The 25867-nt window shown below is 38.4% G+C and carries 27 protein-coding genes and 1 riboswitch; of the genes, 23 read left to right on the top strand and 4 right to left on the bottom strand.

Features of this window, described 5'->3' with window-relative positions; all coding sequences use genetic code 11:
• Window positions 1-64 precede the first annotated feature (64 nt).
• Window positions 65-523, top strand: a complete 459-nt coding sequence (fur, locus tag CD122_RS05735; protein WP_103358039.1) for a ferric iron uptake transcriptional regulator — start codon at window positions 65-67, stop codon at window positions 521-523.
• Window positions 524-548: 25 nt separating this feature from the next.
• Window positions 549-1436, top strand: a complete 888-nt coding sequence (gene xerD / locus CD122_RS05730; RefSeq protein ID WP_103358038.1) for a site-specific tyrosine recombinase XerD — start codon at window positions 549-551, stop codon at window positions 1434-1436.
• Between the two features lie 54 nt (window positions 1437-1490).
• On the opposite strand, the gene CD122_RS05725 is transcribed toward xerD, so the two are convergent.
• A complete protein-coding gene (locus tag CD122_RS05725) occupies window positions 1491-2015 on the bottom strand; it encodes a DUF309 domain-containing protein (RefSeq protein WP_103358037.1) in 525 nt (174 codons plus the stop codon).
• 93 nt (window positions 2016-2108) lie between these two features.
• On the opposite strand from CD122_RS05725, the gene CD122_RS05720 reads away from it, so the two are divergent.
• The 6 genes from CD122_RS05720 (at window position 2109) to CD122_RS05695 (ending at window position 7847) form a co-directional block, all read left to right on the top strand.
• Window positions 2109-2843, top strand: a complete 735-nt coding sequence (locus CD122_RS05720; protein ID WP_103358036.1) for a segregation and condensation protein A — start codon at window positions 2109-2111, stop codon at window positions 2841-2843.
• Window positions 2827-3375 carry an SMC-Scp complex subunit ScpB gene (gene scpB, locus CD122_RS05715; RefSeq protein ID WP_103358035.1) on the top strand — a complete coding sequence of 183 codons (549 nt, stop codon included), beginning with the start codon at window positions 2827-2829 and terminating at the stop codon, window positions 3373-3375. Before CD122_RS05720 ends, scpB begins: the two co-directional genes overlap by 17 nt.
• On the top strand, window positions 3372-4112 hold the full coding sequence (locus CD122_RS05710; protein WP_103358034.1) for a pseudouridine synthase: 741 nt from the start codon (window positions 3372-3374) through the stop codon (window positions 4110-4112). Before scpB ends, CD122_RS05710 begins: the two co-directional genes overlap by 4 nt.
• A gap of 260 nt (window positions 4113-4372) precedes the next feature.
• Window positions 4373-5098, top strand: coding sequence for a response regulator (locus CD122_RS05705; RefSeq protein WP_103358033.1), 726 nt, complete (start codon window positions 4373-4375; stop codon window positions 5096-5098).
• A complete protein-coding gene (locus CD122_RS05700; RefSeq protein WP_103358032.1) occupies window positions 5082-6830 on the top strand; it encodes an ATP-binding protein in 1749 nt (582 codons plus the stop codon). The genes CD122_RS05705 and CD122_RS05700 overlap by 17 nt, the downstream gene beginning before the upstream one ends.
• A gap of 234 nt (window positions 6831-7064) precedes the next feature.
• A riboswitch (FMN riboswitch) is annotated at window positions 7065-7225 on the top strand.
• A gap of 70 nt (window positions 7226-7295) precedes the next feature.
• Window positions 7296-7847, top strand: a complete 552-nt coding sequence (locus tag CD122_RS05695; RefSeq protein ID WP_103358031.1) for an ECF transporter S component — start codon at window positions 7296-7298, stop codon at window positions 7845-7847.
• A 97-nt stretch (window positions 7848-7944) separates the two neighbouring features.
• On the opposite strand, the gene CD122_RS05690 is transcribed toward CD122_RS05695, so the two are convergent.
• The gene (locus CD122_RS05690; protein WP_044358884.1) at window positions 7945-8193 is read right to left on the bottom strand and encodes a ferredoxin; all 249 of its coding nucleotides are present in this window, start codon (window positions 8191-8193) and stop codon (window positions 7945-7947) included.
• Between the two features lie 105 nt (window positions 8194-8298).
• Here CD122_RS05690 and CD122_RS05685 point away from each other — a divergent pair, with 105 nt between their 5' ends.
• The 5 genes from CD122_RS05685 (at window position 8299) to CD122_RS11900 (ending at window position 13832) form a co-directional block, all read left to right on the top strand.
• Window positions 8299-9246, top strand: coding sequence for a helix-turn-helix domain-containing protein (locus CD122_RS05685; protein ID WP_169926470.1), 948 nt, complete (start codon window positions 8299-8301; stop codon window positions 9244-9246).
• On the top strand, window positions 9239-10615 hold the full coding sequence (locus CD122_RS05680; RefSeq protein WP_103358029.1) for a RecQ family ATP-dependent DNA helicase: 1377 nt from the start codon (window positions 9239-9241) through the stop codon (window positions 10613-10615). The genes CD122_RS05685 and CD122_RS05680 overlap by 8 nt, the downstream gene beginning before the upstream one ends.
• 171 nt (window positions 10616-10786) lie before the next feature.
• Window positions 10787-12298, top strand: a complete 1512-nt coding sequence (locus tag CD122_RS11775) for a LysM peptidoglycan-binding domain-containing protein (RefSeq protein ID WP_169926469.1) — start codon at window positions 10787-10789, stop codon at window positions 12296-12298.
• Window positions 12299-12548: 250 nt separating this feature from the next.
• On the top strand, window positions 12549-13535 hold the full coding sequence (gene ypdA / locus CD122_RS05670; protein ID WP_103358041.1) for a bacillithiol disulfide reductase YpdA: 987 nt from the start codon (window positions 12549-12551) through the stop codon (window positions 13533-13535).
• A 150-nt stretch (window positions 13536-13685) separates the two neighbouring features.
• Window positions 13686-13832, top strand: a complete 147-nt coding sequence (locus tag CD122_RS11900; RefSeq protein ID WP_169926468.1) for a hypothetical protein — start codon at window positions 13686-13688, stop codon at window positions 13830-13832.
• 720 nt (window positions 13833-14552) lie between these two features.
• On the opposite strand, the gene CD122_RS05665 is transcribed toward CD122_RS11900, so the two are convergent.
• Both CD122_RS05665 and CD122_RS05660 read right to left on the bottom strand, forming a co-directional pair.
• Window positions 14553-14720 (bottom strand): type II toxin-antitoxin system Phd/YefM family antitoxin, encoded by a 168-nt coding sequence (locus CD122_RS05665; protein WP_103358028.1) that lies wholly within the window; start codon window positions 14718-14720, stop codon window positions 14553-14555.
• A gap of 180 nt (window positions 14721-14900) precedes the next feature.
• Entirely contained in the window at window positions 14901-15863 is a 963-nt protein-coding gene (locus tag CD122_RS05660; RefSeq protein ID WP_103358027.1) for an asparaginase, read from the bottom strand.
• An 84-nt stretch (window positions 15864-15947) separates the two neighbouring features.
• Here CD122_RS05660 and cmk point away from each other — a divergent pair, with 84 nt between their 5' ends.
• The 10 genes from cmk (at window position 15948) to aroC (ending at window position 25855) form a co-directional block, all read left to right on the top strand.
• A complete protein-coding gene (cmk, locus tag CD122_RS05655) occupies window positions 15948-16616 on the top strand; it encodes a (d)CMP kinase (RefSeq protein WP_103358026.1) in 669 nt (222 codons plus the stop codon).
• 84 nt (window positions 16617-16700) lie between these two features.
• Window positions 16701-17882, top strand: coding sequence for a 30S ribosomal protein S1 (gene rpsA, locus CD122_RS05650; protein ID WP_103358025.1), 1182 nt, complete (start codon window positions 16701-16703; stop codon window positions 17880-17882).
• A 521-nt stretch (window positions 17883-18403) separates the two neighbouring features.
• Window positions 18404-19714, top strand: a complete 1311-nt coding sequence (gene der / locus CD122_RS05645) for a ribosome biogenesis GTPase Der (RefSeq protein ID WP_103358024.1) — start codon at window positions 18404-18406, stop codon at window positions 19712-19714.
• Between the two features lie 21 nt (window positions 19715-19735).
• Window positions 19736-20734: an NAD(P)H-dependent glycerol-3-phosphate dehydrogenase gene (locus CD122_RS05640; protein ID WP_103358023.1), complete on the top strand. Its 999-nt coding sequence runs from the start codon at window positions 19736-19738 to the stop codon at window positions 20732-20734.
• Between the two features lie 178 nt (window positions 20735-20912).
• The gene (locus CD122_RS05635) at window positions 20913-21185 is read left to right on the top strand and encodes an HU family DNA-binding protein (RefSeq protein WP_044358871.1); all 273 of its coding nucleotides are present in this window, start codon (window positions 20913-20915) and stop codon (window positions 21183-21185) included.
• 279 nt (window positions 21186-21464) lie between these two features.
• Window positions 21465-22031, top strand: coding sequence for a heptaprenyl diphosphate synthase component 1 (locus CD122_RS05630; protein WP_103358022.1), 567 nt, complete (start codon window positions 21465-21467; stop codon window positions 22029-22031).
• A 13-nt stretch (window positions 22032-22044) separates the two neighbouring features.
• The gene (locus CD122_RS05625; protein ID WP_103358021.1) at window positions 22045-22761 is read left to right on the top strand and encodes a demethylmenaquinone methyltransferase; all 717 of its coding nucleotides are present in this window, start codon (window positions 22045-22047) and stop codon (window positions 22759-22761) included.
• A 12-nt stretch (window positions 22762-22773) separates the two neighbouring features.
• The gene (locus CD122_RS05620) at window positions 22774-23730 is read left to right on the top strand and encodes a polyprenyl synthetase family protein (protein WP_103358020.1); all 957 of its coding nucleotides are present in this window, start codon (window positions 22774-22776) and stop codon (window positions 23728-23730) included.
• A 74-nt stretch (window positions 23731-23804) separates the two neighbouring features.
• Window positions 23805-24254: a nucleoside-diphosphate kinase gene (gene ndk, locus CD122_RS05615; RefSeq protein WP_103358019.1), complete on the top strand. Its 450-nt coding sequence runs from the start codon at window positions 23805-23807 to the stop codon at window positions 24252-24254.
• A 434-nt stretch (window positions 24255-24688) separates the two neighbouring features.
• On the top strand, window positions 24689-25855 hold the full coding sequence (gene aroC / locus CD122_RS05610; RefSeq protein ID WP_103358018.1) for a chorismate synthase: 1167 nt from the start codon (window positions 24689-24691) through the stop codon (window positions 25853-25855).
• Window positions 25856-25867: the final 12 nt, after the last annotated feature.

Here is a 25867-nt window from a genome sequence, read left to right as displayed (position 1 = left end):
TGTGTATAAGAGACAGCATATAAACAATACTAATTTTAATTATCAGTAGAGGAGTGAAGCTGCCGTGGAAGAACGTCTTAATCGCGTGAAACAACAATTGCAGCAATCATCATATAAATTAACACCTCAACGCGAAGCAACAGTACGTGTTCTTATCGAGAATGAGGCAGACCACCTCAGTGCGGAAGATGTCTATCTAAAAGTGAAAGAAAAAGCACCGGAAATTGGCCTTGCGACAGTCTATCGTACATTGGAACTATTGGCAGACATTAAAGTTGTCGATAAAGTGAGCTTTGGCGATGGCGTTTCTCGTTTCGACTTGCGCAAAGAAGGCTCTAAACATTTCCATCATCACCTTGTGTGTATGGAATGTGGTCGCGTCGATGAGATTGATGAAGATTTATTACCACAAGTAGAAGAACGTGTTGAGAACGAATTTAAATTTAAAATTTTGGATCACCGCTTAACTTTTCATGGCATTTGTCAAACGTGTCAACAAGAAGGTAAAGGGGCAGATGCATAGAAACTGCTAGAATCGAGGTCGTCGTATGGAAGAGGTACGTGATGAGTTTTTAAGATTTATACAAATAGAGAAAGGCTTATCAGCAAACACCATTGCTGCATACCGTCGTGATTTAAACCAATACATTGACTATTTGCAATCTCAAAAAATAGGCAGCTTAGATTTTGTAACACGCGATGTCATTCAACAATGTTTTGGCGCGCGCCATGATGAGGGTCATTCTGCTAAATCTATCGCACGTTTCACCTCAACAATTCGCAGTTTTCATCAGTTTGCATTGCGAGAGCGTTATGCGTCTCAAGATCCTACTGTACTGATTACGACACCTAAATATGAACGTAAACTGCCAGATGTATTATCCATTGATGAGGTCGACCAATTGTTGAATGTTTTCGACTTATCCAAGGTGAACGATTACCGTAATCGCACGATGTTAGAGCTACTTTACGCCACAGGAATGCGCGTATCCGAATTGATTTTTGTTGAAATTCAAGACGTCAACTTGATTATGGGCTTTGTGAAGGTCTTTGGTAAAGGGAACAAGGAACGTATCATTCCGCTTGGAGAGACCGTTATTGAATATTTAACACACTATTTACAAGAAATACGACCGCAATTGTTAAAAAATACAGTAACCGATGCATTATTTTTAAATTTACACGGTAAGCCACTGTCACGACAAGGTGTCTGGAAAATGATGAAACAAGCAGGTGTCAAAGCAGGACTGACAAAACGACTGACACCTCATACACTCAGACACTCATTTGCAACACATTTATTAGAAAATGGTGCTGATCTGCGTGCAGTACAAGAAATGCTGGGTCATTCAGATATTTCTACAACACAACTTTATACCCACGTATCCAGCACACAAATTAGAAAAATATATCAGTCCTATCATCCTAGGGCGTAAAATAATTATCAGCCATTTTGACTAGTACGTAAAATTGCTTTATGCGTTTGCGTACTAGTCATTTTGTTGGTTTAAGTGGTTATGCCGCATACCTAATGCCGCTTCACGTGCTGCAATCACTTCTGAACGATCACGGTAACGGTGATGGTGCATAATCAATGGTGTTTCTACAATGTCTGCATGCCATTCATAATCAGGATAACGTGATTCAATTGCCTGTTGCATGTTAGACGTTAAAGGTAAGACAATCGGTGAGAATGGCTTTGCCTGACTCGTTGCATCAATCAATGTATGTAATTGCTCACGATAATCCAGTGCCTTTAAACCATGCTTTTCGAGGTCCTTATCGTTGTATTGAGCGACGATTTTTGCAGCTTTTACATAAGAGCGATAAGCACCTTTAAAGTTATTCCGGCGATAATGATACGAAGCAGTCGCGAATAAAATTAAGCTAACAACTAAGTCGTTTTTAGAATACTGAACTTGTGATTTCCATGCATCTTCTAAAATATCGTGACATAAAAAATAATGTTGTTTCGTATGGAATTGATAATAAAATTCAATCAGTGCATCTCGCATTGGTTTCTCTCCTAAATTTATTCTCATCACTAAACATGCTATAATATTTTTTGGTAAGATGCACCTAACACGCAAATTAGAGAGGCTTTATGTATGTATGAAGTAAAATTAGACGCCTTTAACGGCCCTTTAGATTTATTACTGCATTTGATACAACAGTTTGAAATTGATATTTATGATATACCGATGAAGGCTTTGACGGAGCAATATATGCAATATGTTCATGCCATGAAACAATTGGAAATCAATGTTGCCAGTGAATATTTAGTCATGGCCTCAGAGCTACTGATGATTAAAAGTAAGCTCTTACTGCCAGATCATAACGCAGATGATGTGATTGAAGAAGACCCACGTGAAGAACTTGTCGGTAAATTAATTGAGTATCAAAACTACAAAGCATATGCAGACATGTTAAATGACAACAGAGAAGCGCGCAGTCACTACTATACAAAAACGCCTTCTGATTTATCCAAATATGAATTGACGGAGCGAATGCCTGAAGGAACACATATTGACCTGACGGAGCTCATTGTCGCTTATCAAAAAATGAAGCAACGTATTGCGCTCAAAAAACCGAAAAGTGTCGAAATCAAAAAAGAAACTTTTACGATTCAACAGTCAACAGAACGTATTTATCATCAGCTCGACACGCGACAAAGTATTACATTTTTTGATTTATTTACATTTAATGAATCGCTCGAACATGTTGTGACGTATTTTTTAGCGCTATTAGAGATGGCAAAAACGGGCACAATTCAAATGCAACAAGTCGAGGCGTTTCACAACATTGAAATCACTAAAGGAGTCAACTATGGCACACAATCTTAATGAGGCGATTACCGCCTTGCTGTATACAGTTGGGGAAGATGGGATTGAGACCGATCAGCTATTGACCTCGTTAAACATTGACGAGCCAACGTTAAATGAGGCAATGAACGCGTTAAAATTACCAGGACTTATGGTTCAAAAATACGGCGACACCTATGTTTTAACAACGCAAAAAGAAATGGAGCCTTATATTGAATCTTTAATTTTGAATAAAGTCTCAACGAAATTATCACAAGCATCGATGGAAGTATTGGCAATTATCGCATACAATCAACCCGTAACGCGCAGTGATATCGAACTGATTCGTGGGATTGCTTCTGACGGTCCAGTTAAGACATTGATTGCGAAAGGACTCGTCGAACCAAAACAACAACCGGATGTAAGGGGTCAACAACTTTACACGACAGATCTCTTTTTAAACGTCTTTGGTTTAGAAAGTCTTTCTAAACTCCCAACAACAGACGAAGAAGCAGAAGAAATCGAATCATTTTTCAGTAATCTTGTTAACCAGAAAGGACAAAACAACACATGAGTAAAGAATTAGAACGTCTACAAAAACGCATTGCGAACAGTGGCTATACATCACGACGCAAGGCTGAAGCACTAATCCAAGAGGGGAAAGTTCAAGTAAATGGTAAGACCGTTACGGAACTCGGCACGAAAGTACGTCCATCAGATGAGGTCTCTGTTGAAGGGATTCCATTAGAACTGGAAGATAAACTTTATATTTTATTCTACAAACCCGCTCAGGTAATTACGAGCGTATCGGATGACCGTGGTAGAAAGGTCGTCACTGATTATTTCGATGATCTACAGACACGTATTTATCCAGTAGGTCGCCTTGACTACGATACATCAGGCGTATTATTGCTGACGAACGATGGGGAATTTACGAACTTAATGACACATCCAAAATATAAAATTCCCAAAACGTACATTGCGAAAATTGAAGGCTATATTTTGAGAGAACAAGTGAAACAATTAGAACAAGGGATTGTGTTAGAAGATGGTAAAACACAACCTGCACAAGTAAAAGTCAAAAAACAAAATAAAGAGAAAAACACATCATTAGTTGAAATTACCATTACTGAAGGCCGTAATCGTCAAGTACGTCGTATGTTCGAGCATTTTGGCTTCAAAGTAACGAAACTTTCACGCGTGTCATTTGGCCCATTAACTTTAAAAGGACTAGGCGCAGGTGAAGGTCGTGTATTATCACCACATGAAGTTAAGACATTGAGACAATTGGCACAGAGTGGTTCTAACTAACGAATAGGCAATTCTTAAAAATTATGTTTATTAACACTTTTAAAGTGTCAAATAACAAAAACTTTTGCATAAAAATTCATTTATTATCGTTTTCCCTAATAGCATGTGCACGATTTCACATGCTATTATGTTTAAGAGATGTCCAAAATATGAAAATTGTTTGCGTTTCGTCTCTTATTTTTTTATTATCTAGTGTAAATGGCAATATGCTATAATATGCATTGAGTATGAAATGTCAACATAAATGGGAGGTATGTCTTGTGACGAAAGAAATCTTGGTCGTTGATGATGAACATCGTATCAGAAAATTACTAAGGCTATTTCTTGAAAGAGAAGGCTATGAGGTGGCTGAAGCTAGTGATGGACGTGAAGCATTCGAACTAGCAACAAAATATGATTATGCGTGTATCTTATTAGACTTGATGTTACCAGAAATGGACGGACTGGAAGTTGCAACGCGTTTGCGTGAAACGAAAGATACACCAATCATTATGTTGACCGCTAAAGGTGAAGAAAACAACCGCGTTGAAGGCTTTGAATCTGGGGCAGATGATTACATCGTTAAGCCGTTTTCACCGCGTGAAGTGGTGTTACGTTTGAAAGCGCTTTTAAGACGTACACAGTCTGCTACAGCTGAACAAAATGAACCGCACGCACGTGATATGATTGAATTTAAGCATCTGACTATTGATAACGATGCACATAAAGTGTTAGCTGATGGTTCTCCGGTAAATCTTACACCGAAAGAATATGAATTATTGATTTTCTTAGCCAAAACACCGAACAAAGTGTTTGATCGCGAACAGTTGCTTAAAGAAGTTTGGCATTACGAGTTTTACGGGGATTTGCGTACAGTCGATACGCACGTTAAACGTTTACGTGAAAAATTAAATCGTGTTTCATCAGATGCTGCATTGATGATTCAAACCGTATGGGGCGTAGGATACAAATTCGAGGTTTCACAAGCGGATGAAACGTCTAAATAGCGTCGTAATTAAACTGTGGTTAACTATTATATTAATAGTAACGACAGTTTTAATTTTATTAAGTGCAGCACTTATCACATTTATTCAATATTATTTCACGCAAAAAACGGAACAATCCTTATACGAAAATGCTGAAAGTATCAGTGCGATTATCGAAAAAACCGACAATCGTCAGCTCGCAATCAAACATAGTGAGCTACTGTTAGAAGGTCATAAAGGGATTATTATTCTACCTGATCGTGCGGGACAAACAACGAAGCAACCGATGAAAAAACAAATGTTGAAGATCATCAAACGAGATGACCAATTAAGCAAAGTTCAAGAATCACAGAAAAAAGTGCTTAAACATGTGTCGCTCAAAACTGATGGCAAACAACGTGCATATGTATTATTAGGCTATCCGACGAAAGATGCGGATGGACAACAGTCTGTCATATATATTTATGAAGATTTACACAGTATTGATGATACAAATAATGTTATCGCCGTTATTATTTTAATTACGGCTGTTATTTTCTTAATTATTACGACGATATTTGCCTTTTTCTTATCCACACGTATCACCAATCCTTTGCGCGAATTAAAAACACAAGCACAGGAAGTCGCAAAAGGAAATTATGATATGAAAGTCCATGTGCAGACAAAGGATGAAATTGGCGAATTAGCAATTGCTTTTAATCAAATGAGTGAACATATTCAAAATCATATCGATGCCATTACGACGTCGAAAAACATTCGTGATACGTTAATTAATTCGATGGTACAAGGTGTACTCGGTATCAACCATAAGCGTCAAATTATCCTGTCTAACAACCTTGCACATAAAATGATGCTAGATATGTCAGCAGAAGACAAGGCGCTATTTGATGCACAAATTGACGAAACGTTTGCGAGTGAAACAACAGAATATCGAGAATATGAAATGAACCAACGCCATTATGCGGTTGTTATGAGTTATATTGACCGCATCCAAACAAATAGAGAGAGTGGGCTTGTCGTCGTTATTCGCGACATGACACAAGAACACCATGTCGAACAGATGAAGAAGGACTTTATCGCCAGCGTCTCTCATGAGTTGCGTACACCAATTTCACTGTTACAAGGGTATACAGAATCGATTGTCGATGGTATTGTAACGGAACCGGAAGATATTCATGAATTTCTGTTAATTGTGTTAGATGAAACGAAGCGTCTTAGCCGTCTCGTTAACGAATTGCTGGATGTTGCCAAAATCGACGCGGACGGTATTAATATCACACCTGAAACACGTCCAATGTATGAATTGGTTAATAAAATGGCGACGAAATATCGTCAACAGGCGAGCGAGCTAGAACTGACACTAGACTTCCAACTTAACGGAACGATGCTCGAAAATTGGTACTATGACTTTGACCGTATGGAGCAAGTACTGACAAATCTTGTTGATAATGCATCGCGTTACACGAAACCAGGAGATAAAATATCAATCCGTGCACATGAAACGACGTTGCACCAAGTATTGACTGTGCAAGATACAGGAGTCGGTATTGCGCCTGAACATTTGGATAAAGTGTTCGAACGTTTTTATAAAGCAGATGCTGCGAGAAAACGAGGTAAACAGGGAACAGGTCTTGGTCTGTTTATTACACGCATGATTATCGATGCACATCACGGCTTAATTGACGTAAAAAGTGAAGTCAATGTTGGTACGACTTTTACAATTAAATTACCGAAACAACCGATTCAAAGATAGTTTCAACATTTCCCAGCTAGGTGGTGACCATTTAGCTGGGATTTTCTATTTAATGGGGGATAAGTTAGCGCATTCATATAAAAGTCCGTTACTTTATGAAACGAAAATATACTTTCGTGAGATTTTTCTTCTTGATGGGGGAATACCGCATTTTTTACTTGTCACACTCCCAAGCAACGCTATTGTATTCAGTGACATTATTCGGTAAAATTAAAACAAATAAAAAATAAATGAATTCATCTTCGGGGTTGGGTGCAATTCCCTACCGGCAGTAAATAAAGCCTGCGACGGGTTTGGTACTATGTTTTAAACAGTCAGTGTTGGCATAGTTCCAAACTCCTGATCTAGTGAGATTCTAGAGCCGACAGTAATAGTCTGGATGGGAGAAGATGGAGGTTTCTTTATGTTGCTTAAAAAGCCTCCTATTCTGAAAAGATGAATATCACAGGAGGAGAATTTAATATTATGCAAGAAACGAAACAAACGCGACAATTAATTATCGTAGGGATTCTGAGTGGTATTTCATTCATTCTAATGTTCTTGAAATTCCCGCTACCATTCCTACCACCTTATTTAACACTAGATTTTAGTGATGTACCGGCATTACTAGCAACATTTGCTTTAGGCCCTGTTGCTGGTCTATTAGTGGAATTAATTAAAAACCTTTTGAACTTCTTTTTCTATCTTGCTGATCCAATCGGCCCAATCGCAAACTTTATTGCCGGTAGTAGCCTATTATTAACGGCTTACGGCATTTACCGTTCTAAACGTACAACACGTGCTATGGTGATCGGTCTCGCGGTGGGAACGCTTGTGATGACGATTGTATTAAGCATTATGAACTATTTCGTTCTTTTACCGTTATACGGCATGATTATGAACTTATCTGATATTGCGACAAACCTTAAAGTCATTATTACAGCAGGAATTATTCCATTTAACATTATTAAAGGTATCGTTGTATCCATTCTATTTATCTTGTTATTCCAACGTCTTAAAAACGTACTTAAAATATAAAATAAGCAAGCAAAAAGCGGTGAGAGATAACACCGCTTTTTGCTTGCTTATCTATTTGAATTCAACGTATTATTAAGTAAAATACGCTTGAATAGCATTATTCGAATTTTAATGCATCGCCATCGAAAGTTTCTTCTTCAACCTTAATGGAGTCAGTAGGGCAGCCTTCAAAAGCGTCCTCTAAATCTTCATAAAGTTCTTCCGGTACAGGCGTTGTGCCTTGGTTGTCATCTAAAATTACGTATGCAATACCTTCATCATCGTAATCATAGATGTCTGGAGCAGCTGCACCACAAGCACCGCATGCGATACAAGTATCCATATCGACGATTGTATACTTAGCCAAATTCTTCGCCTCCCTTTTCAAAGTGCCAGACTAACATTATAATTTCATTGTAGTTTGGTAATCTTATTTTTTCAATATATACGGTTTATAAATGAGGTAATGAACATGAAATCAATGATATCTTTTGCTTACCAACAAGCATCTCCCCATAAAAATAATAAAAGCATTTATAATATTATCATAGGCAAAAAAACGCATCAAACCCTTTTTGACGCGACTTCATTACAGTTATTAAGTTTATATGGGTGTGCACCGCATATATCCTTTGAACAGTTTGAAGCACTCATCAGTAAACCACTCACAAATCATGTCGACATTCCGACATCTACACATATAACATACCCAATATTACAACAATCATTTGTCGTATTGCAACTGTTGATTCAAACATTATCTCAAGCGGAACATGAACAACTTAAGTTTGTACCGCTTACATCACAAATAGACGTTCATCAACAAGTACGTCAAATCTATCAATACATTAAAACGAATCATGCTATTGACGCGACGAAAGCGGAAATATACTGTCTGTTTAAAAGGCTTAATGATTTACATCCTGAAAGCACTGCGCATTACTATTTAAGTGGGTATGATGAAACGATGTATACGCAACGCCAAGTTGGTCAAGTGACTGGTCTAGATGAAGATGCTTTAACATTATCTCATTATGTCGATATATTAACGTTATATCAGTTGTTATCGGATGAAACGCAATTTCCCGTACTTCATCATTGCTTAGTATCGTTACCGATTAGTCACACATTACAACGCTCATTAGCGCACTTATTAGAAGGATGGACAGTTGCACAAATTGCACAGCATACACAACGCACTGAGAACACGATATATGATCACGTACTGGAACTTTTCATGCGTAATTATTTGACGTGCTATGATCAATATTTTCGTGAAGACATCCATGCATTTATTACATTTTATATGCAGGAGCCATATCAACGTTTGCGTTATTATAAAGCACATTTTGAACAACTCAGTTATTTTGAAATCAAACTTGCCATCATCGGCATTGTGAAAGGGGATTTACATGCTTAAAGCAGCCTTGCAACAATATTTTGGCTTTGACACTTTTAGAGAAGGGCAAGAAGCGATTATTCAAAGTGTGTTAGACGGTCAACATACGTTGGGTATATTACCAACCGGCAGTGGGAAAAGCTTATGTTATCAACTCCCCACCTATATTAAGCAGCAACCCACATTAATTATTTCACCGCTTATTTCTTTAATGGATGATCAAGTGATGCAAATGAAAATGAACGGTGAACAACGAGTGATTGCGATTCATTCTGGTATGGCTCATGAAGAACGTACGCTTGCTTATCAACAATTGAATACCGCACGTTTTATTTTTGTCAGTCCAGAATTTATTTTGCAACCTCACAATCTGACCCGCTTCACAACGATGCCCTTTGGCTTAATTGTGCTTGATGAAGTCCATTGCTTGTCAGAGTGGGGCTTTGATTTCCGTCCACATTACGCACTTATTGGACAATTAATTAAACATCATCGTCATACACCCATTCTTGCGCTTACCGCTACAGCAACGCATCAATTGAAAACAGACTTGGAATATGTGACGGGTTGTTCATTTTATGACTTCCAGTCCACAATGGATCGACCTAACATTTCATTATCTGTGAAATATATGGATGATTATCATGAAAAAATGGCGTGGATATTGGAAACGATTGACACATCAGGCCCAACAATTATTTATGTATCTTCCAAAAAAGTTTGTTTGGACATTGCTGAACAGATTTATACAGCAGGTCATCTTACGGGGATTTACCATGGGGATCTCAGCTATCAAGAGCGTTACACCGTACAACAACAATTTTTATCCAACGAAATTCGTATCATTGTCGCGACGAGCGCATTTGGTATGGGTGTCAACAAACCGGATATCCGAACTGTCATTCATTTCCATATTGCATCGAGCCCATCCAGCTATTTACAGGAAATTGGACGTGCCGGTCGAGATGGCAAGCCAAGCCAAGCAATCGCACTCTACCAAACTGACGACCAGTTTTTAATGGAAACACTTGCAACTGCTAATATCATACGAGACGAAGATATTCATTTGTTTGAAACAGGTCAACTTATCGATGTGGAAAAGAATGATATTTTAACAGTGCTTGCACAGCAGTATTCGCTCTCGGCACTTTACAAGATTTTCCAACAAAACAATAGACAAAAAACGATTGCTTATCGACATATGCTGTCCTATATTTCTACAACAGACTGTAGACGACAACAACTATTGAGTTATTTTAATAAGCCGGTCATTACAACTGATCATTGCTGTGATAACTGTGGCACCACACATGAGATATACGAAAAGAACAAGAAAAAAGTCAAAAGAAAGCTGACTTATGAAGAAAAATTGGAAAGTTTATTTGAATAGACGACTGAATGCTTTACACCGCATTTTTAAACACGCTATAATCTAGATAAGTGACTTAAAAGGATAAAAGGACGCTTGAATAATACGCTTATATTATCAATTATTGGGTAATATAAAAATAACCATTGAAGAACCTTTACCTATGTAGCGTAACAGAAAGGAATGAATATTGTGTCAAAAGATAATTTTAAGGATGAATTCGAGCGCAATCGTCAAGAAATCAATCCAACAAGAGAAGATCATACACCAATTGAACAAGAAACAAACAAAAACACAGAGTCATTATCAGACAATACACAACATTTCCCACCGCGTAATACGGCGCGTCGTCATCGTAAACGTACACGCAATACAGAGAATGTTAGTGATACAGTAGCGAAACAAGAGCATGCACAACCGGCACAGCCAACGTCTGAAACTCAAACACAGTCAGACAACGCAACGAAGAAAGTTGCGGGTGCAGGTATGAGTGGCGCGACAGCAGCGCAAAAAGCGGATGCCAACAACACAGCAAAACCTCAAGAAAATACACCAAAACAAAACAATGATTCACAAGCGAAAAAAGTTGCAGGTACTACGGCAGCCGCTGGGGCAGGTATTGCAGGGCATCAAGCTTCTAAAAAGCATACAACATCAGCGAAAAATGCAGAATCTAAAGAAGCACAACAGCCTACTCATAAGGATAATCAACAACAATCACAGAAAAAAGCGGGTGCCGTGGCAGGCGGTGCAGCAGTGGCTGGAGCGGCAGGCGTAGCGGCTTCTCAATCTGCAAAACAATCTAACAACAATAACACTAAAAAAGATAATAAGAAAGCGGCCACTTCTGCTGGCACGGCAGCAACAGCAGGTACGGCGGGCACAGCGGCTTCTCAATCCGCAAAACAATCTGACAACAATAATGCTAAAAAAGATAATAAAGCTGCCACTTCTGCTGGCGCGGCAGCAACAGCAGGTACGGCGGGCGCAGCGGCTTCTCAATCTGCGAAACAATCTAACAACAATAACGCTAAAAAAGATAATAAGAAAGCGGCCACTTCTGCTGGTGCAGCGGCAGCTGGAACTGTAGGAGCAGTAGGCGCAACAAAAGCCGCTGAGCAACCTAATACAACCGTTTCGAATGGTTCAGATAATGGCGGTTTCTTGAAACGTATTTTACCAATCATTGCTGCGATTTTATTATTAGGTTCAATTGCTATTTTCGGTGGCATGTATTTATTCAATCAAGATCAAGGTTCAAGTAATGATGATGCGCAATTAACGCAACAATCATCTTCAAGTGATAAAAAAGCTGAAAGTGACAAAGAGAAAGCTGAAAAAGAAAAAGCAGCGAAAGAAAAAGCCGAAAAAGAGAAAGTAGCTAAGGAAAAGGCTGAGAGAGAAAAAGCGGCTAAAGAACGAGCTGAAAAAGAAAAAGCTGAACAAGAAGCAGCACAAAACAATGCAGTTAACCAGCAAGACCTTAATAATCAATATGCTGCTCAAAACCAACAAAACGCGAACCAACAGCAACAACAATCGGCTGGTAACCAATCACATACAGTTGGCGGTAGCGAAAACTTATATCGTATCGCTATCCAATACTATGGCAGTGGTTCACCAGAGAATGTTGAGAAAATTAGACAAGCAAACGGTATTAGCGGTAATAATATCAGCAATGGTCAACAATTAATTATTCCATAGGTTTATACAGACAACATAAGCGAGCAGGGCGATGCATTTATCGTCCTGCTTTTTCTATACGCTAAGGACATCACACAGAATGTCAAAACTTATTCATTTAGTTTGCTACTAAAAATTGCTATAATATTCGAGGATCCGTAACAAAATGAAGAACGTATATACCATGCTAGTATGTGAATAGGAGGCAATGCTGATACTAAAGTAGCATAATATGACAAAGTAATTCATATTTTTAGTTTCAGTAACAATGATGAAAACGATTGAAAGTATTATTATCGGAGGCGGCCCGTGCGGTTTGAGTGCTGCGATTGAACAGCAAAAAAAGGGAATCGACACGTTAATCATTGAAAAAGGGAATGTCGTTGAAGCACTGTATCATTACCCAACGCATCAAACTTTCTTCTCATCTAGTGACAAGTTAAGTATTGGCGATGTGCCGTTTATTGTAGAAGAGTTAAAACCACGTCGTAACCAAGCACTTGTATATTACCGTGAAGTGGTTAAACATCATCAATTAAAAGTAAATACATTTGAAGAAGTATTAACTGTACGTAAAATGAATGATCATTTCACAATTACAACGACAAAAGATGTCTACCAATGTCGCTTTTTAACAATCGCAACAGGTTACTATGGACAGCCTAACGCATTAGAAGTAGATGGTGCAAACTTGCCTAAAGTGATGCATTATTTCAAAGAAGCGCACCCATATTTTAATCAAAACGTAGTAATTATTGGTGGTAAAAACTCAGCTGTAGATGCTGCAATTGAATTAGAAAAAGCGAATGCGAATGTCACTGTTATCTATCGTGGTTCAGAGTACTCACCATCTGTAAAACCATGGATCTTACCAAACTTTGACTCACTTGTTCGTCGTGGAAATATTGATATGCACTTTGATAGCCATGTCACTCAGATTACAGAAGATAGCGTGACGTTTGAAACAAATGGTGTCTCAAAAACAATTGACAATGATTTTGTATTTGCGATGATTGGTTATCATCCTGACTATGACTTCTTATCATCTGTAGGTATCGACATTAACACAAATAGTTATGGTACTGCACCTGTTTATAATAAAGACACATACGAAACAAATGTAGAAAACTGCTATATCGCAGGGGTGATCGCCGCTGGTAATGATGCAAATACTATTTTTATTGAAAACGGTAAATACCACGGTGTCTCTATCGCACAGGACATTTTAACAAAGAAGCAATCACCACTAGAATCGTAAACAGCAACGACGCTTAACTGGTTGTATTGTGTATCAGGAATGACGCGTGTAATGAATACAGGTTTTCAAACTTTTACGTGGTCTGATACTATTTTATTTTATTACTCTTGCTTCTAGTTTATTATCCTTTAATATCAGGAGGGGAAATACGTGGCTAGAAGATTAGTAAGGCGCGAATTATTCAACGAAAGTTTTTCTGAGGTTGAAGATATTGTCATGAGATTAATAAACAGTGACATCACTGAGAAAGCAAACTATGATGCAACAGAGGTAAGCAATAACAAATTTGTAATATAAAAATACCCAATTCTAACGTATTTACCAAAGAATCGTTAGAGTTGGGTATTTTATTTTAACCATTGAGACTTTGAGACATTATCTCGCTCAGCCTCCACATTGTCATTAAAAAGAATTTATATATAGACATAACAGAGACTATTCATGGCAAGCCTATCACTGAGGCACCAACAGGTCAAAACAATGCACATGGCTTTACAGTAGAAATCATTGGATTATATTTGAACAAATCATTATAATAATTTTTAGTGCACACGTAAACCTGTGTATTCCGTGCTTAATTTTTAGAAGTATAAAGGCGTTTAACCGACCTCGGATACATAGTAGTGTGCACTCTTTTTTGATACAATTCAATATCAATAGCGTGATAGATCTAAAGAGATGAAGATTGACGATTACAGAAATAATGGTAAGCGTTAAATATAACAAAGGCCTGATACATTATTGTAAACTTCGAACTACTACTTAGTAACCCTAAAAACTAGGATAAAAGCAGAAACCCACCTGAAAAATAGGTGGGCATTTTAATATTTTGGTACGCACATTTCGATAAAAACAAAGTATATGTAGATTTGAATCTATAAACATGATATTTGAAGACGGGACTAAACCCTTATTTTTTAACAAAGATTTCATTGTTCCACCGCCACAAAATAAAAACAAATTTCCACGCCATTAAAAAAATCTTCTACAATCCGAAGTTTAAATGATACTTTTCTGCTAATGTTTCATCCCCAATTTTATCATAATCGCATGATATTCACGCTCACTCATTAATACGCCGCTGTGTGGATTACCTTTAATCATGACAACATCCTGATTTTCATTAGCTTGATTGATAAGTGTCTCTAGATTTTTAGATGCATATTTAACAGTAACAGTTTTCATAATACAAACCCCTTTACAGATTATTCTTTTGAGCACTTTTTACTGTTATACCTAAATATTGTTAAAACGCTAAAAAAATAGTAAGGCTTTGTTGAATTGTTCTGTAGTGGCCTGTACTGCTAGGGTGACTTACCAGAATACCACTAATCATCTTAGTTAGGTTCTTCCGTTCACAACTGACTAGTCATTAAAATACTCACGGATCTTGTCACGATCATAATCATTACTTAATGCGACGAGTAATTTAAGACGTGCTTTTTGGCCGTTTAAACCATTTGAAAAGATGACACCTTTACTTTGAAGTTGGTGTCCACCGCCGTCATACGCATACACAGCACTGACGATTCCATTGAAAGAACGTGATACAAGTACAATTGGAATATCCGCCGCTAAACACTTTTCAAGCCCTTCTAAAGCTGTAGGAGGTAAATTACCTTGACCAAGTCCTTCAATAACAATGCCATCTACGTGTTGCTCTGCATAGAAGCTTAACATGTCACTACCCATGCCCATATGTGCTTTAATCAATGGCACAGTTAACGTTGTAACAATATTTGGTAACGTCTTTTTCTCATACGGACGGTGATGGAAATACACACCTGATTTGGTAATGACACCAAGCGGTCCATGGTTTGGACTTTGGAAGGTATTCGTATTCGACGTGTGCGTTTTCGTAACATTGCGGGCAGTGTGGATTTCATCATTAAAAACAACCATGACACCTTTGTCATTCGAATCATCCGCCGTTGCGACACGAATTGACGCGATAAAGTTGTATAAACCATCTGAACCTATTTCGTTAGATGAACGCATCGCACCGGTAATTACAACTGGTTTTGTCACAGGAAGCGTCAAATCTAGTAAAAAAGCTGTTTCTTCCAATGTATCTGTACCGTGTGTAATGACAAAGCCGTCAAATTCGTCGGCGTGTGATTCAATCAATTGTTTAATGGCCTTAACATGACCAATCGTAATATGTGGAGAAGGGACAGTGAAAGGCATCACTTCTGTAATATCTGCATATGTTTGAATTAACGCTTGATGATTGGCGATTGGATTGTCACCATTCGTGTTGACTGTATTGGACTCGTCTTCTGACATACTGATGGTACCGCCTGTATGTATCACTAATAATTTTTTCATGTCTTTTCCTCCTGATAAACTCGTAAATATACATGCTACTATGATAAAATATTCCTATACAAACAACAACAAGGAAGGTTTATAATGACTGCTATTAATATTGCTATTGACGGACCAGCAGCGGCTGGCAAGAGTACCATTGCAAAGCGCGTTGCAACAACTTTAAATATGATTTATGTGGATACGGGTGCGATGTACCGTGCGATTACGTATTATTACCTAAACAATCAAGCGACATTCAAAGATTTTGACGACATGATGACGCACGTTGATTTAAAACTTATTTACGATGAAGAAAAAGGACAACGTGTCATTTTAAATGATGAAGATGTCACTGACTACCTACGCAGCAATGAGGTCACTGACAATGTATCATTCGTCGCTTCAAAAGATGCTGTACGTAAATACCTTGTACAGGCACAACAACAATTGGCTGAAAACAAAGGCATTGTGATGGACGGTCGTGATATTGGCACAACTGTTTTACCTGATGCAGAAGTTAAGGTATATATGATTGCCTCTGTAGAAGAGCGTGCACAACGTAGATTGAAAGACAATACAGATCGCGGTATCCCATCAACACTCGAGCAACTGAAACAAGATATCGCTGAACGTGACGCTTATGACATGAACCGTGAAATATCGCCACTCGTTAAAGCAGATGACGCGATTGAGATGGATACGACTGGCATGACAATTGAAGCGGTTACAGAACGCATCATTCAACTAGCAGAAGCGGCACAATTAAATTAAGTTGAATATGTGGAAATTTCTTGACAATTTGCACAGTTTGTAAGAAGTTATAATTATATGTAGTAATACAAGGAGGCATTTATGATGACAGAAGAATTCAATGAATCAATGATCACAGACATTAAAGAAGGCGACAAGGTTACAGGTGAAGTACAACAAATTAACGACAAACACGTTGTTGTCCATGTAAACGGGGCGAAATACAACGGGATTATTCCAATTAGCCAACTTTCTACGCATCATGTAGAAAATGCGAATGAAGTTGTCAAAGTTGGCGACGAGATTGGTGCTTACGTGACGAAAATCGAAATCGATGACGAAAACGAAACAGGTAGCTTTATCTTATCTAAACGCCAATTAGAAGAAGAAAAATCGTATGAATTCTTACAAGAGAAACTTGATAACAATGAAACGATTGAAGCGACGGTCACTGAAGTTGTTAAAGGTGGATTGGTCGTAGATGTTGGTCAACGTGGTTTCATCCCTGCGTCACTTATTTCAACTGATTACATTGAAGATTTCTCTGATTATGAAGGGAAAGTACTTGAACTTAAAGTTGAAGAGCTTGACCCTGCGAATAATCGCGTCATCCTTAGCCGTAAAGCGGTAGAAGCGGAAGAAAACGAAAAGAAAAAAGAAGCACTTTTACAATCAATTAAAGAAGGCGATGTCTTAGAAGGCAAAGTTGCTCGCCTTGCTAATTTTGGTGCTTTTATCGACCTTGGCGGCGTTGACGGTTTAGTTCACGTATCTGAGTTATCTCATGAACACGTTTCATCTCCAGAGGAAGTCGTAGCGGTTGGAGACACTGTTAAAGTGAAAGTACGTTCCGTTGAGCCAGGTTCTGAACGTGTATCTTTATCTATCAAAGACACACTACCTAGCCCGTTCGAAACAATTCAATCAAAATTCAATGAAGGGGACGTTGTAGAAGGTAAAGTTATGCGTCTTGCTAGCTTTGGTGCTTTCGTTGAGATCGGTCCTGGTCTTCAAGGGCTTGTTCACATCTCTGAAATCAGCAACAAACACATCGGTTCACCTAACGAAGTGCTTGAGCCTGGTCAAACAGTAGATGTAAAAATCTTAGGCATCAATACTGCAGATGAACGTATCTCACTTTCTATTAAAGCTGCAGCACCTGCTGAAGAAACGAATGAAGCATCACCTGAAACAACTGAACAGTATACTTTATCTACAGACGATGAAAGCAATAACCCAACATTGGGCGATATGTTTGCTGACAAGTTTAAAAACCTTAACCTTTAATATTTAATGTCTTAACGCAGACTGAGAAGTTACACTGTGTATCTTCTCAGTCTGTTGTTTTGAATATAGGCAAGTGATTGTGATAAAGGCTCCATACACCTAGCTACTGTCTTCATCACGAAACCTTGTCAATACATACATTGATAGCATCATTTTCCTTATTAAATATGACCATGCTATAATATGAATAACTATGTATCGTAGAATTAAGAGAATTGTGTATACGCATAGTCACTAAATAATGTGCGAATGATTTTTCGGCATTATTAGGACGTTTCACTAAGCGTTCTATGCGGTGAACTTATCACAACATTCTCTGAGCGCAACATCAAATGGGGCGGGACTACGGGGATGCGCCATAATTAATTTATGTGCTGGGAAGCTGATAAACGGTGTCCCAACCTCGGTCCCACTCCCATCATTTTTTTAACAAGACAATGAAACTTTTTTAAAAACGAGATTTCTACGTCGCTATCTATATGCTAGAATAAATAAGATATTTGTAGAGAGGAAGAACATACATGACAAAACCAGTAGTGGCGATTGTAGGTCGTCCAAATGTTGGGAAATCAACGATATTTAACCGTATCGTGGGAGAACGTGTCTCAATTGTTGAAGACACACCAGGTATTACACGAGATAGAATATATGCCAGCGGGGATTGGCTTACACACGACTTTAATATTATTGATACGGGCGGTATCGAGATTGGCGATGCACCATTCCAAACGCAAATCCGAGCACAAGCAGAGATCGCGATTGATGAAGCGGATGTCATTATCTTTATGACGAACGTGCGTGAAGGTGTCACACAAAGTGATGAAATGGTTGCACAGATGTTATACAAATCTAAAAAGCCGGTTGTCCTGGCTGTAAACAAAGTCGACAATCCAGAAATGCGTAACGATATTTATGACTTCTATACATTAGGCTTTGGCGAACCATATCCACTTTCAGGTTCACACGGTCTCGGACTCGGGGACTTGTTAGAAGCTGTTGCAAAACACTTTAAACCACAAGAAGAAGACCCATACGATGATTCAGTTATCAAACTTTCATTGATTGGTCGTCCTAATGTTGGGAAGTCGAGTCTTGTAAACGCCATTTTAGGTGAGGAACGTGTTATCGTATCCAACGTTGCAGGCACAACACGTGATGCCATTGATACGGAATATAGCTACGAAGCCCAAGACTATGTACTGATTGATACAGCGGGTATGCGTAAAAAAGGGAAAGTTTACGAAACAACTGAAAAATACTCCGTGTTACGTGCATTAAAAGCGATTGAACGTTCAAACGTCGTCCTTGTTGTACTTGATGCAGAGGAAGGTATTATCGAACAGGATAAACGTGTCGCAGGCTATGCACACGAAGAAGGTAAAGCAATTGTGATTGTGGTTAATAAATGGGATACATTAGAAAAAGACAGTAAGACGATGAAACGTTTTATGGACGATATTCGTAATAACTTCCAATTTTTAGATTATGCACAAATTGCATTCGTATCTGCAAAAGAAGGCACACGTTTACGCACATTGTTCCCATTAATCAATGAAGCAAGTGAAAACCATAAAAAACGTGTTCAAAGTTCTACATTGAATGAAGTTATCACGGATGCGATTTCTATGAACCCAACACCAACTGATAAAGGACGTCGCCTAAACATTTTCTATACGACACAAGTGGCTATCGAACCGCCTACATTTGTCGTATTTGTCAATGACGTTGAACTGATGCACTTCTCGTATAAACGTTATTTAGAGAATCAGATTCGAAGTGCATTCGGCTTTGAAGGGACACCAGTACACATCATCGCACGTAAGCGAAATTAGACATAAACGGGGGAAATTGACATGACCAATATTACGGTTTTTGGAACGGGTAGTTTCGGGACTGCATTAGCGAATGTCCTGGCTGAAAACGGGCACCACACTTTAATGTGGGGGAAAACGGCTGAAACAGTCTCAGAAATCAATGAACACCATACGAATCGTGCATATTTAAAAGAGGCGACTATTAATGATAGCGTGCATGCCACAACGGATATGCAAGAAGCTGTCAATCACGCAGATATTTATCTGATTGCCATTCCAACAAAAGCGATTCGTGACGTTTTATCTCAAGTGGATGCACTTTTAACAACAAAAAAACAGTTTATCCACGTGGCTAAAGGTATTGAGAACGGCACTTTCAAACGTGTTTCTGAAATGATTGAAGATGTCATCTCACCAGAACACAATGGAGGCGTTGGCGTATTGTCAGGTCCAAGTCATGCAGAAGAAGTTGTCATTAAACAACCGACAACCGTTTCTGCAGCTTCAAGCAACCCAGAGCTCTGTCAATTGATTCAAGATTTATTTATGACTGATTATTTACGTGTCTATACCAATGAAGACTTAGTCGGTGTTGAAATTGGTGGTGCTACCAAAAATATTATTGCGATAGCGAGTGGTGTACTTGCCGGTTTAGGTTATGGAGACAATGCCAAAGCTGCACTCATAACACGTGGCTTAGCTGAAATCACACGTCTCGGTGTTAAGTTAGGTGCAGACCCAATTACTTTCCAAGGATTAGGGGGAATTGGTGACCTCATCGTAACGTGTACGTCAACACACTCACGTAACTTCTCTTTAGGGTATGCGCTTGGCAGTGGCAAAACACTACAAGAAATTCTAGATGAGATGAATATGGTGGCAGAAGGTGTTTATACAACACAATCTGTTTATCATCTTGCCAAAGAACTTGATGTAGAAATGCCAATCACATCTGCACTTTATCATGTCTTATTTGAAGATCAACCGGTAGAAGAAGCACTGAAAATTTTAATGGGTAGAACCAAAAAAGCAGAGTAATTTAATCCATTTTTTTAATTTTAGGCTATTACTATTCAAAAAAACGAACTAAAATGCGATGAAACCGCCGTTTTTCGCATATAAATGATTGCAGATGTACCTAATATTGTGTTAAAGTCATACCATAATGATAAATGAGTTATCATTACATAAAACCTTTAAGGAGGCGAACTTGGACATGAACAAAACAGACTTAATCAACGCGGTTGCTGAACAAGCTGATTTAACTAAAAAAGACGCGAGTTTAGCAGTTGATGCCGTTTTCGAATCAATTCAAAACTCACTAGCTAAAGGTGAAAAAGTACAATTAATCGGTTTCGGTAACTTTGAAGTGCGCGAACGTGCTGCACGTAAAGGTCGTAACCCACAAACAGGTAAAGAAATCGACATCCCTGCAAGCAAAGTACCAGCTTTCAAAGCAGGTAAAGCTTTAAAAGACGCAGTAAAATAATTCTTTTATCTACAAAAAAAGCCCCTTAATGAGTGGGCTTTTTTTGTTGTTCTAAATTGATTCATTGACTAACGTAAAACCACTCAAAGTTCAAAACCAAATTGAAGGTTTCAATTATGTTCTAAGCACGTTTTCCTAATAACGTCTCATGCCCTTTACGATTTACTGTATGCGACCTAATACTTTTTCTTATCAAAATAAGTGTTTCGAATAATTCGCATTTAATTTTTTAGGGGTTAGTGTTAATATAGAGAGTGACTAAATTGAGAGGTGGCAACTATGCAAACAACGTATCAATTACTTGAAGAACAAATTAATCAACGTCTTAATCAATTGCAACATCCAAACAATATACATATTAATCAGGCGTTAAGTCGCGTTCTTGATGCTTTACATATTCCAGTACAGGCGAAGTTAGCATGCCTCTCAATCGATACGTCTTTAAAACATTTAGATCATGTAAGTTATGACAACTATGAACGAGATGGTATCCTTATTGGGGACCTGTTGAGTGCGCATTATTATACGCTATTAGCAGATTTAAACGCACCTGAATTCCAACTAAAGATGAGTCAGGCAATTGTTACAATCAATGAATTAAAGTCGATGTTACAACATAATGTTCATCATATGCCACAAACGCAAGTCATTGATGCCATTTATAACATTGAAACGTTGCTACTCAAACAAGTCTTAGCTGTCTATTTACCAGATAAGTTAACAGCAGAGCCAATACAAGTATTACTGAAAGCGTTAGACGTCTCAGATTTGAGCTATCTTGCTGAATTTGATGCACAAACAAAAACTGCTTTTATCCAACAGTTACAAGAAAAATATAAAATCTAATGAGGTTTAAATGATGAGTAAAAATAAAGCGAATAAAGAACAAGTACATGAAGTCTTCCAAAATATTTCAGACAAGTATGATCGTTTAAATAACATCATAAGCTTTGAACAACATAAAAGCTGGCGTAAAAAAGTCATGAAAGAAATGAACGTTCAGCCAGGTGCTATCGCATTAGATGTTTGTTGTGGTACAGCAGATTGGACTATCGCATTAAGTCACGCAGTAGGACCTGATGGTGAAGTCACAGGCCTAGACTTTAGTGAAAATATGTTAAAAGTCGGTGAACAAAAAACGAGTACGATGGAGAACATTCGCCTCGTACAAGGAGATGCGATGGCACTTCCATTTGACGACAATACATTTGATTACGTAACAATCGGATTTGGTCTGCGTAATATTCCAGACTATAAAGTGGCTTTGGCTGAAATGTATCGTGTCCTCAAACCAGGCGGAATGGCGGTCTGTCTTGAAACAAGTCAACCAACAATGCCTGTTTTCAAACAAGGTTATCAACTATATTTTAAATTTATTATGCCGCTTTTCGGTAAATTATTTGCAAAATCAAAACAAGAATACGAATGGTTACAACAATCTGCTTTTGATTTCCCAGACCGTGAAACATTGAAAAAGTTATTTGAAAGTGTTCAGTTCGAGAATGTGAAAGTACGAAGCTTTACTGGTGGTGTTGCAGCAATGCACCTCGCTTACAAACCTAACTCAAACAATTAAAAGGTGAATGGCATGTCGAAAATTAATCTAAATCAAGAAATAAAGACAATTGAAAAACGACTTCAGCAGCTTATTAAAAGTGAAGATGCAACACTGGAAGCTGCATCAAGTCATCTCTTGAAGTCTGGTGGAAAACGCGTACGTCCATTATTTGTAATTTTAAGTAGTTATGTTGGCCCTGACAAAGCGAATGAAGCTGCGTATCGTGTTGCGACGGCACTCGAACTCATCCATATGGCAACTTTGGTTCATGATGACGTGATTGATTATAGTGATAAACGCCGTGGTAAGTTGACAATAGAGAAAAAATGGGATAAACCGACAGCCATTTTAACAGGCAACTTTTTATTGGCACGTGCGCTAGAGCATTTGTCATATATAGAAGACGCTCAAGTCCATCAAACATTATCACATGCCATTACTGAAGTTTGTCGTGGTGAACTTTTTCAATTCCAAGATCAATTTAGAGCGAATCAATCAATGACAAACTATTTAAGACGTATTAATCGTAAAACGGCATTGCTCATCCAGTTATCAACAGAAGTAGGTGCGATGACTTCAGGCGCTGATGCACAAACAGTTCGTACAATGCGACAAATTGGTCATTATATCGGCATGAGCTTCCAAATTATTGATGATATCTTAGATTTTACAAGTACACCCGAAAAGCTTGGCAAGCCTGTCGGTAGTGATTTACGTAATGGTCATTTAACATTACCTGTCTTGTTAGAAATGCGCCATAATACTGATTTCAAACAAAAGGTTGCATCACTTCATGCAGATGCGCCAGATGCGTTATTTACAGAATGCATCGACCGTATTCGACAGTCGGATGTTATTGAACAATCGAAAGAAGTGAGTGCGAAATATCTCAATAAAGCACAAGTATTACTTGATCAATTACCAAATGATGCGTTAAAGCCATTATTTGAAAAACTGATTAATAAGTTACAGCATCGCATGCGTTAATCTTCCTATTGAAAGCGCTTTACATTAATGGTAGTATAAGCTTGTATGTTTCAAAATAAGGGGGATATTTATTCATGGAAAGAACTTTTGTAATGATTAAACCAGATGCTGTACAACGTAAATTAATCGGAAAAATCGTTCAACGTCTTGAGCGTAAAGGTCTTAAATTAGTGGGTGCTAAGTTGATGACGGTACCTCAATCGTTAGCAGAAACACACTATGGCGAACATAAAGAAAGACCATTCTATAACGATTTAATCGCTTTTATCACGTCTGCGCCTGTCTTCGCGATGGTTGTAGAAGGGGAAGATGCTGTGAACGTATCTCGTCATTTAATTGGCGCTACAAACCCAACAGAAGCTGCAGTTGGCACAATTCGTGGTGACTTAGGCTTAACAGTCGGACGCAATGTGGTACATGGTTCAGACTCAGTTGAATCAGCTGAGCGTGAAATTGCATTATGGTTTGATGAAGCAGAATTGAGCACATACGCTTTACCAGAAGACGTATGGGTGTATGAATAAAATCAAATATATGATATTGAAGTGGGATGGTCGTATTGACTGTCCCATTTTTTGGGAGCACTACAGAAATCTCATGCACAAGTAAAGATTTCGTTGTAGTGCCCCGGCAAGGCTGACTAGATGTGTGACAAGCCACAAAGGCGTAGTCAGACATCAGTCAGCTACTGCCATCTTCATAAAACCTCAAAGTTAATTTAAATGTTTGTATTATTGTCCCATTTCCTTTAACTCCCTTATGATTTTAGTCATTAAAAGCGATAAATTTTTTTGAAGTTTTCTGTTAATTAAACGGCGAATTTGTGCTATGATGAATGTCATATCATTTTAGTAAATGGAATGTATGAATAGACATCTAAGTTTGCATCTAAAAAAAGACTGCTTTCGATGTCACATACTTTTACGATACATAATGGAATTGAAGGAGTGTTGAACAGATGAGATTTTTAACAGCTGGTGAATCACACGGCCCACAACTAACAGTGATTGTTGAAGGCTTACCTGCAAATATGCAAGTGGATATTGAAAAACTAAACGAAGAAATGTATAAGCGTCAAGGTGGCTATGGACGCGGACGCCGTATGCAAATTGAAAAAGATAGCGTTGAGATTGTTTCAGGTGTCCGCCACGGCTATACACTCGGTAGTCCGATCACAATCGTCATTAAAAACGATGACTTTACACATTGGCGTAATATTATGGGCGCTGCACCTATTAGCGAAGAAGCCCAATCTGAGATGAAGCGTGTCATTACTAAGCCGAGACCAGGACATGCTGACCTTGTCGGTGGTTTGAAATATCAACATCGTGATTTACGCAATGTGCTCGAACGTTCATCTGCTCGTGAAACGGCGGCACGTGTTGCGGTCGGTGCGTTATGTAAGCAATTGTTACAACAACTTGATATTGACGTATACAGTCGTGTCATATCAATTGGTGGCGTAAGTGATAAAGCGCACTATGACATTGAAGACATTATTCAAAACGTTGATAAAAATGACGTCCGCGTGGTTGACGAAACAATTGCCCAACAAATGCGCGATAAAATAGATGAAGCTAAGCAAGAAGGCGATTCAATTGGTGGTGTCGTACAAGTCATAGTCAACCATATGCCTGTTGGTATCGGCAGCTACGTTCATTATGATCGTAAACTAGACGGTCGCATTGCGCAAAGTGTTGTAGGCATTAACGCATTTAAAGGCGTTTCATTTGGCGAAGGATTTACTGCCGGTGAAAAGTTAGGTAGCGAAATCCAAGATCCAATTTTGTACGATGAAACAACTGGCTACTACAGAGCATCTAATCATCTCGGTGGTTTTGAAGGCGGGATGTCAAACGGTATGCCACTCGTTATCAATGGTGTGATGAAACCTATTCCTACACTTTATCGTCCACTTGCTTCTGTCGACATCAATACGAAAGAACCTTTTAAGGCAACGATTGAACGTTCAGATAGCTGTGCCGTACCTGCTGCAAGCATTGTATGTGAACATGCGGTTACATTTGAAGTCGCACGTGCGTTATTGGAAGAATTCGAGTCTAATGATATAACAATTTTGAAACAACAAGTGGATGCACGACGTGAACAAAATATTAACTTTTAGTAGGGGGCTTTA

The organism is Staphylococcus rostri (genome assembly GCF_002902145.1).
In the GTDB taxonomy this organism is placed as follows: Bacteria; Bacillota; Bacilli; order Staphylococcales; family Staphylococcaceae; genus Staphylococcus; species Staphylococcus rostri.
This window is presented reverse-complemented; position numbering and strand designations above follow the sequence as displayed.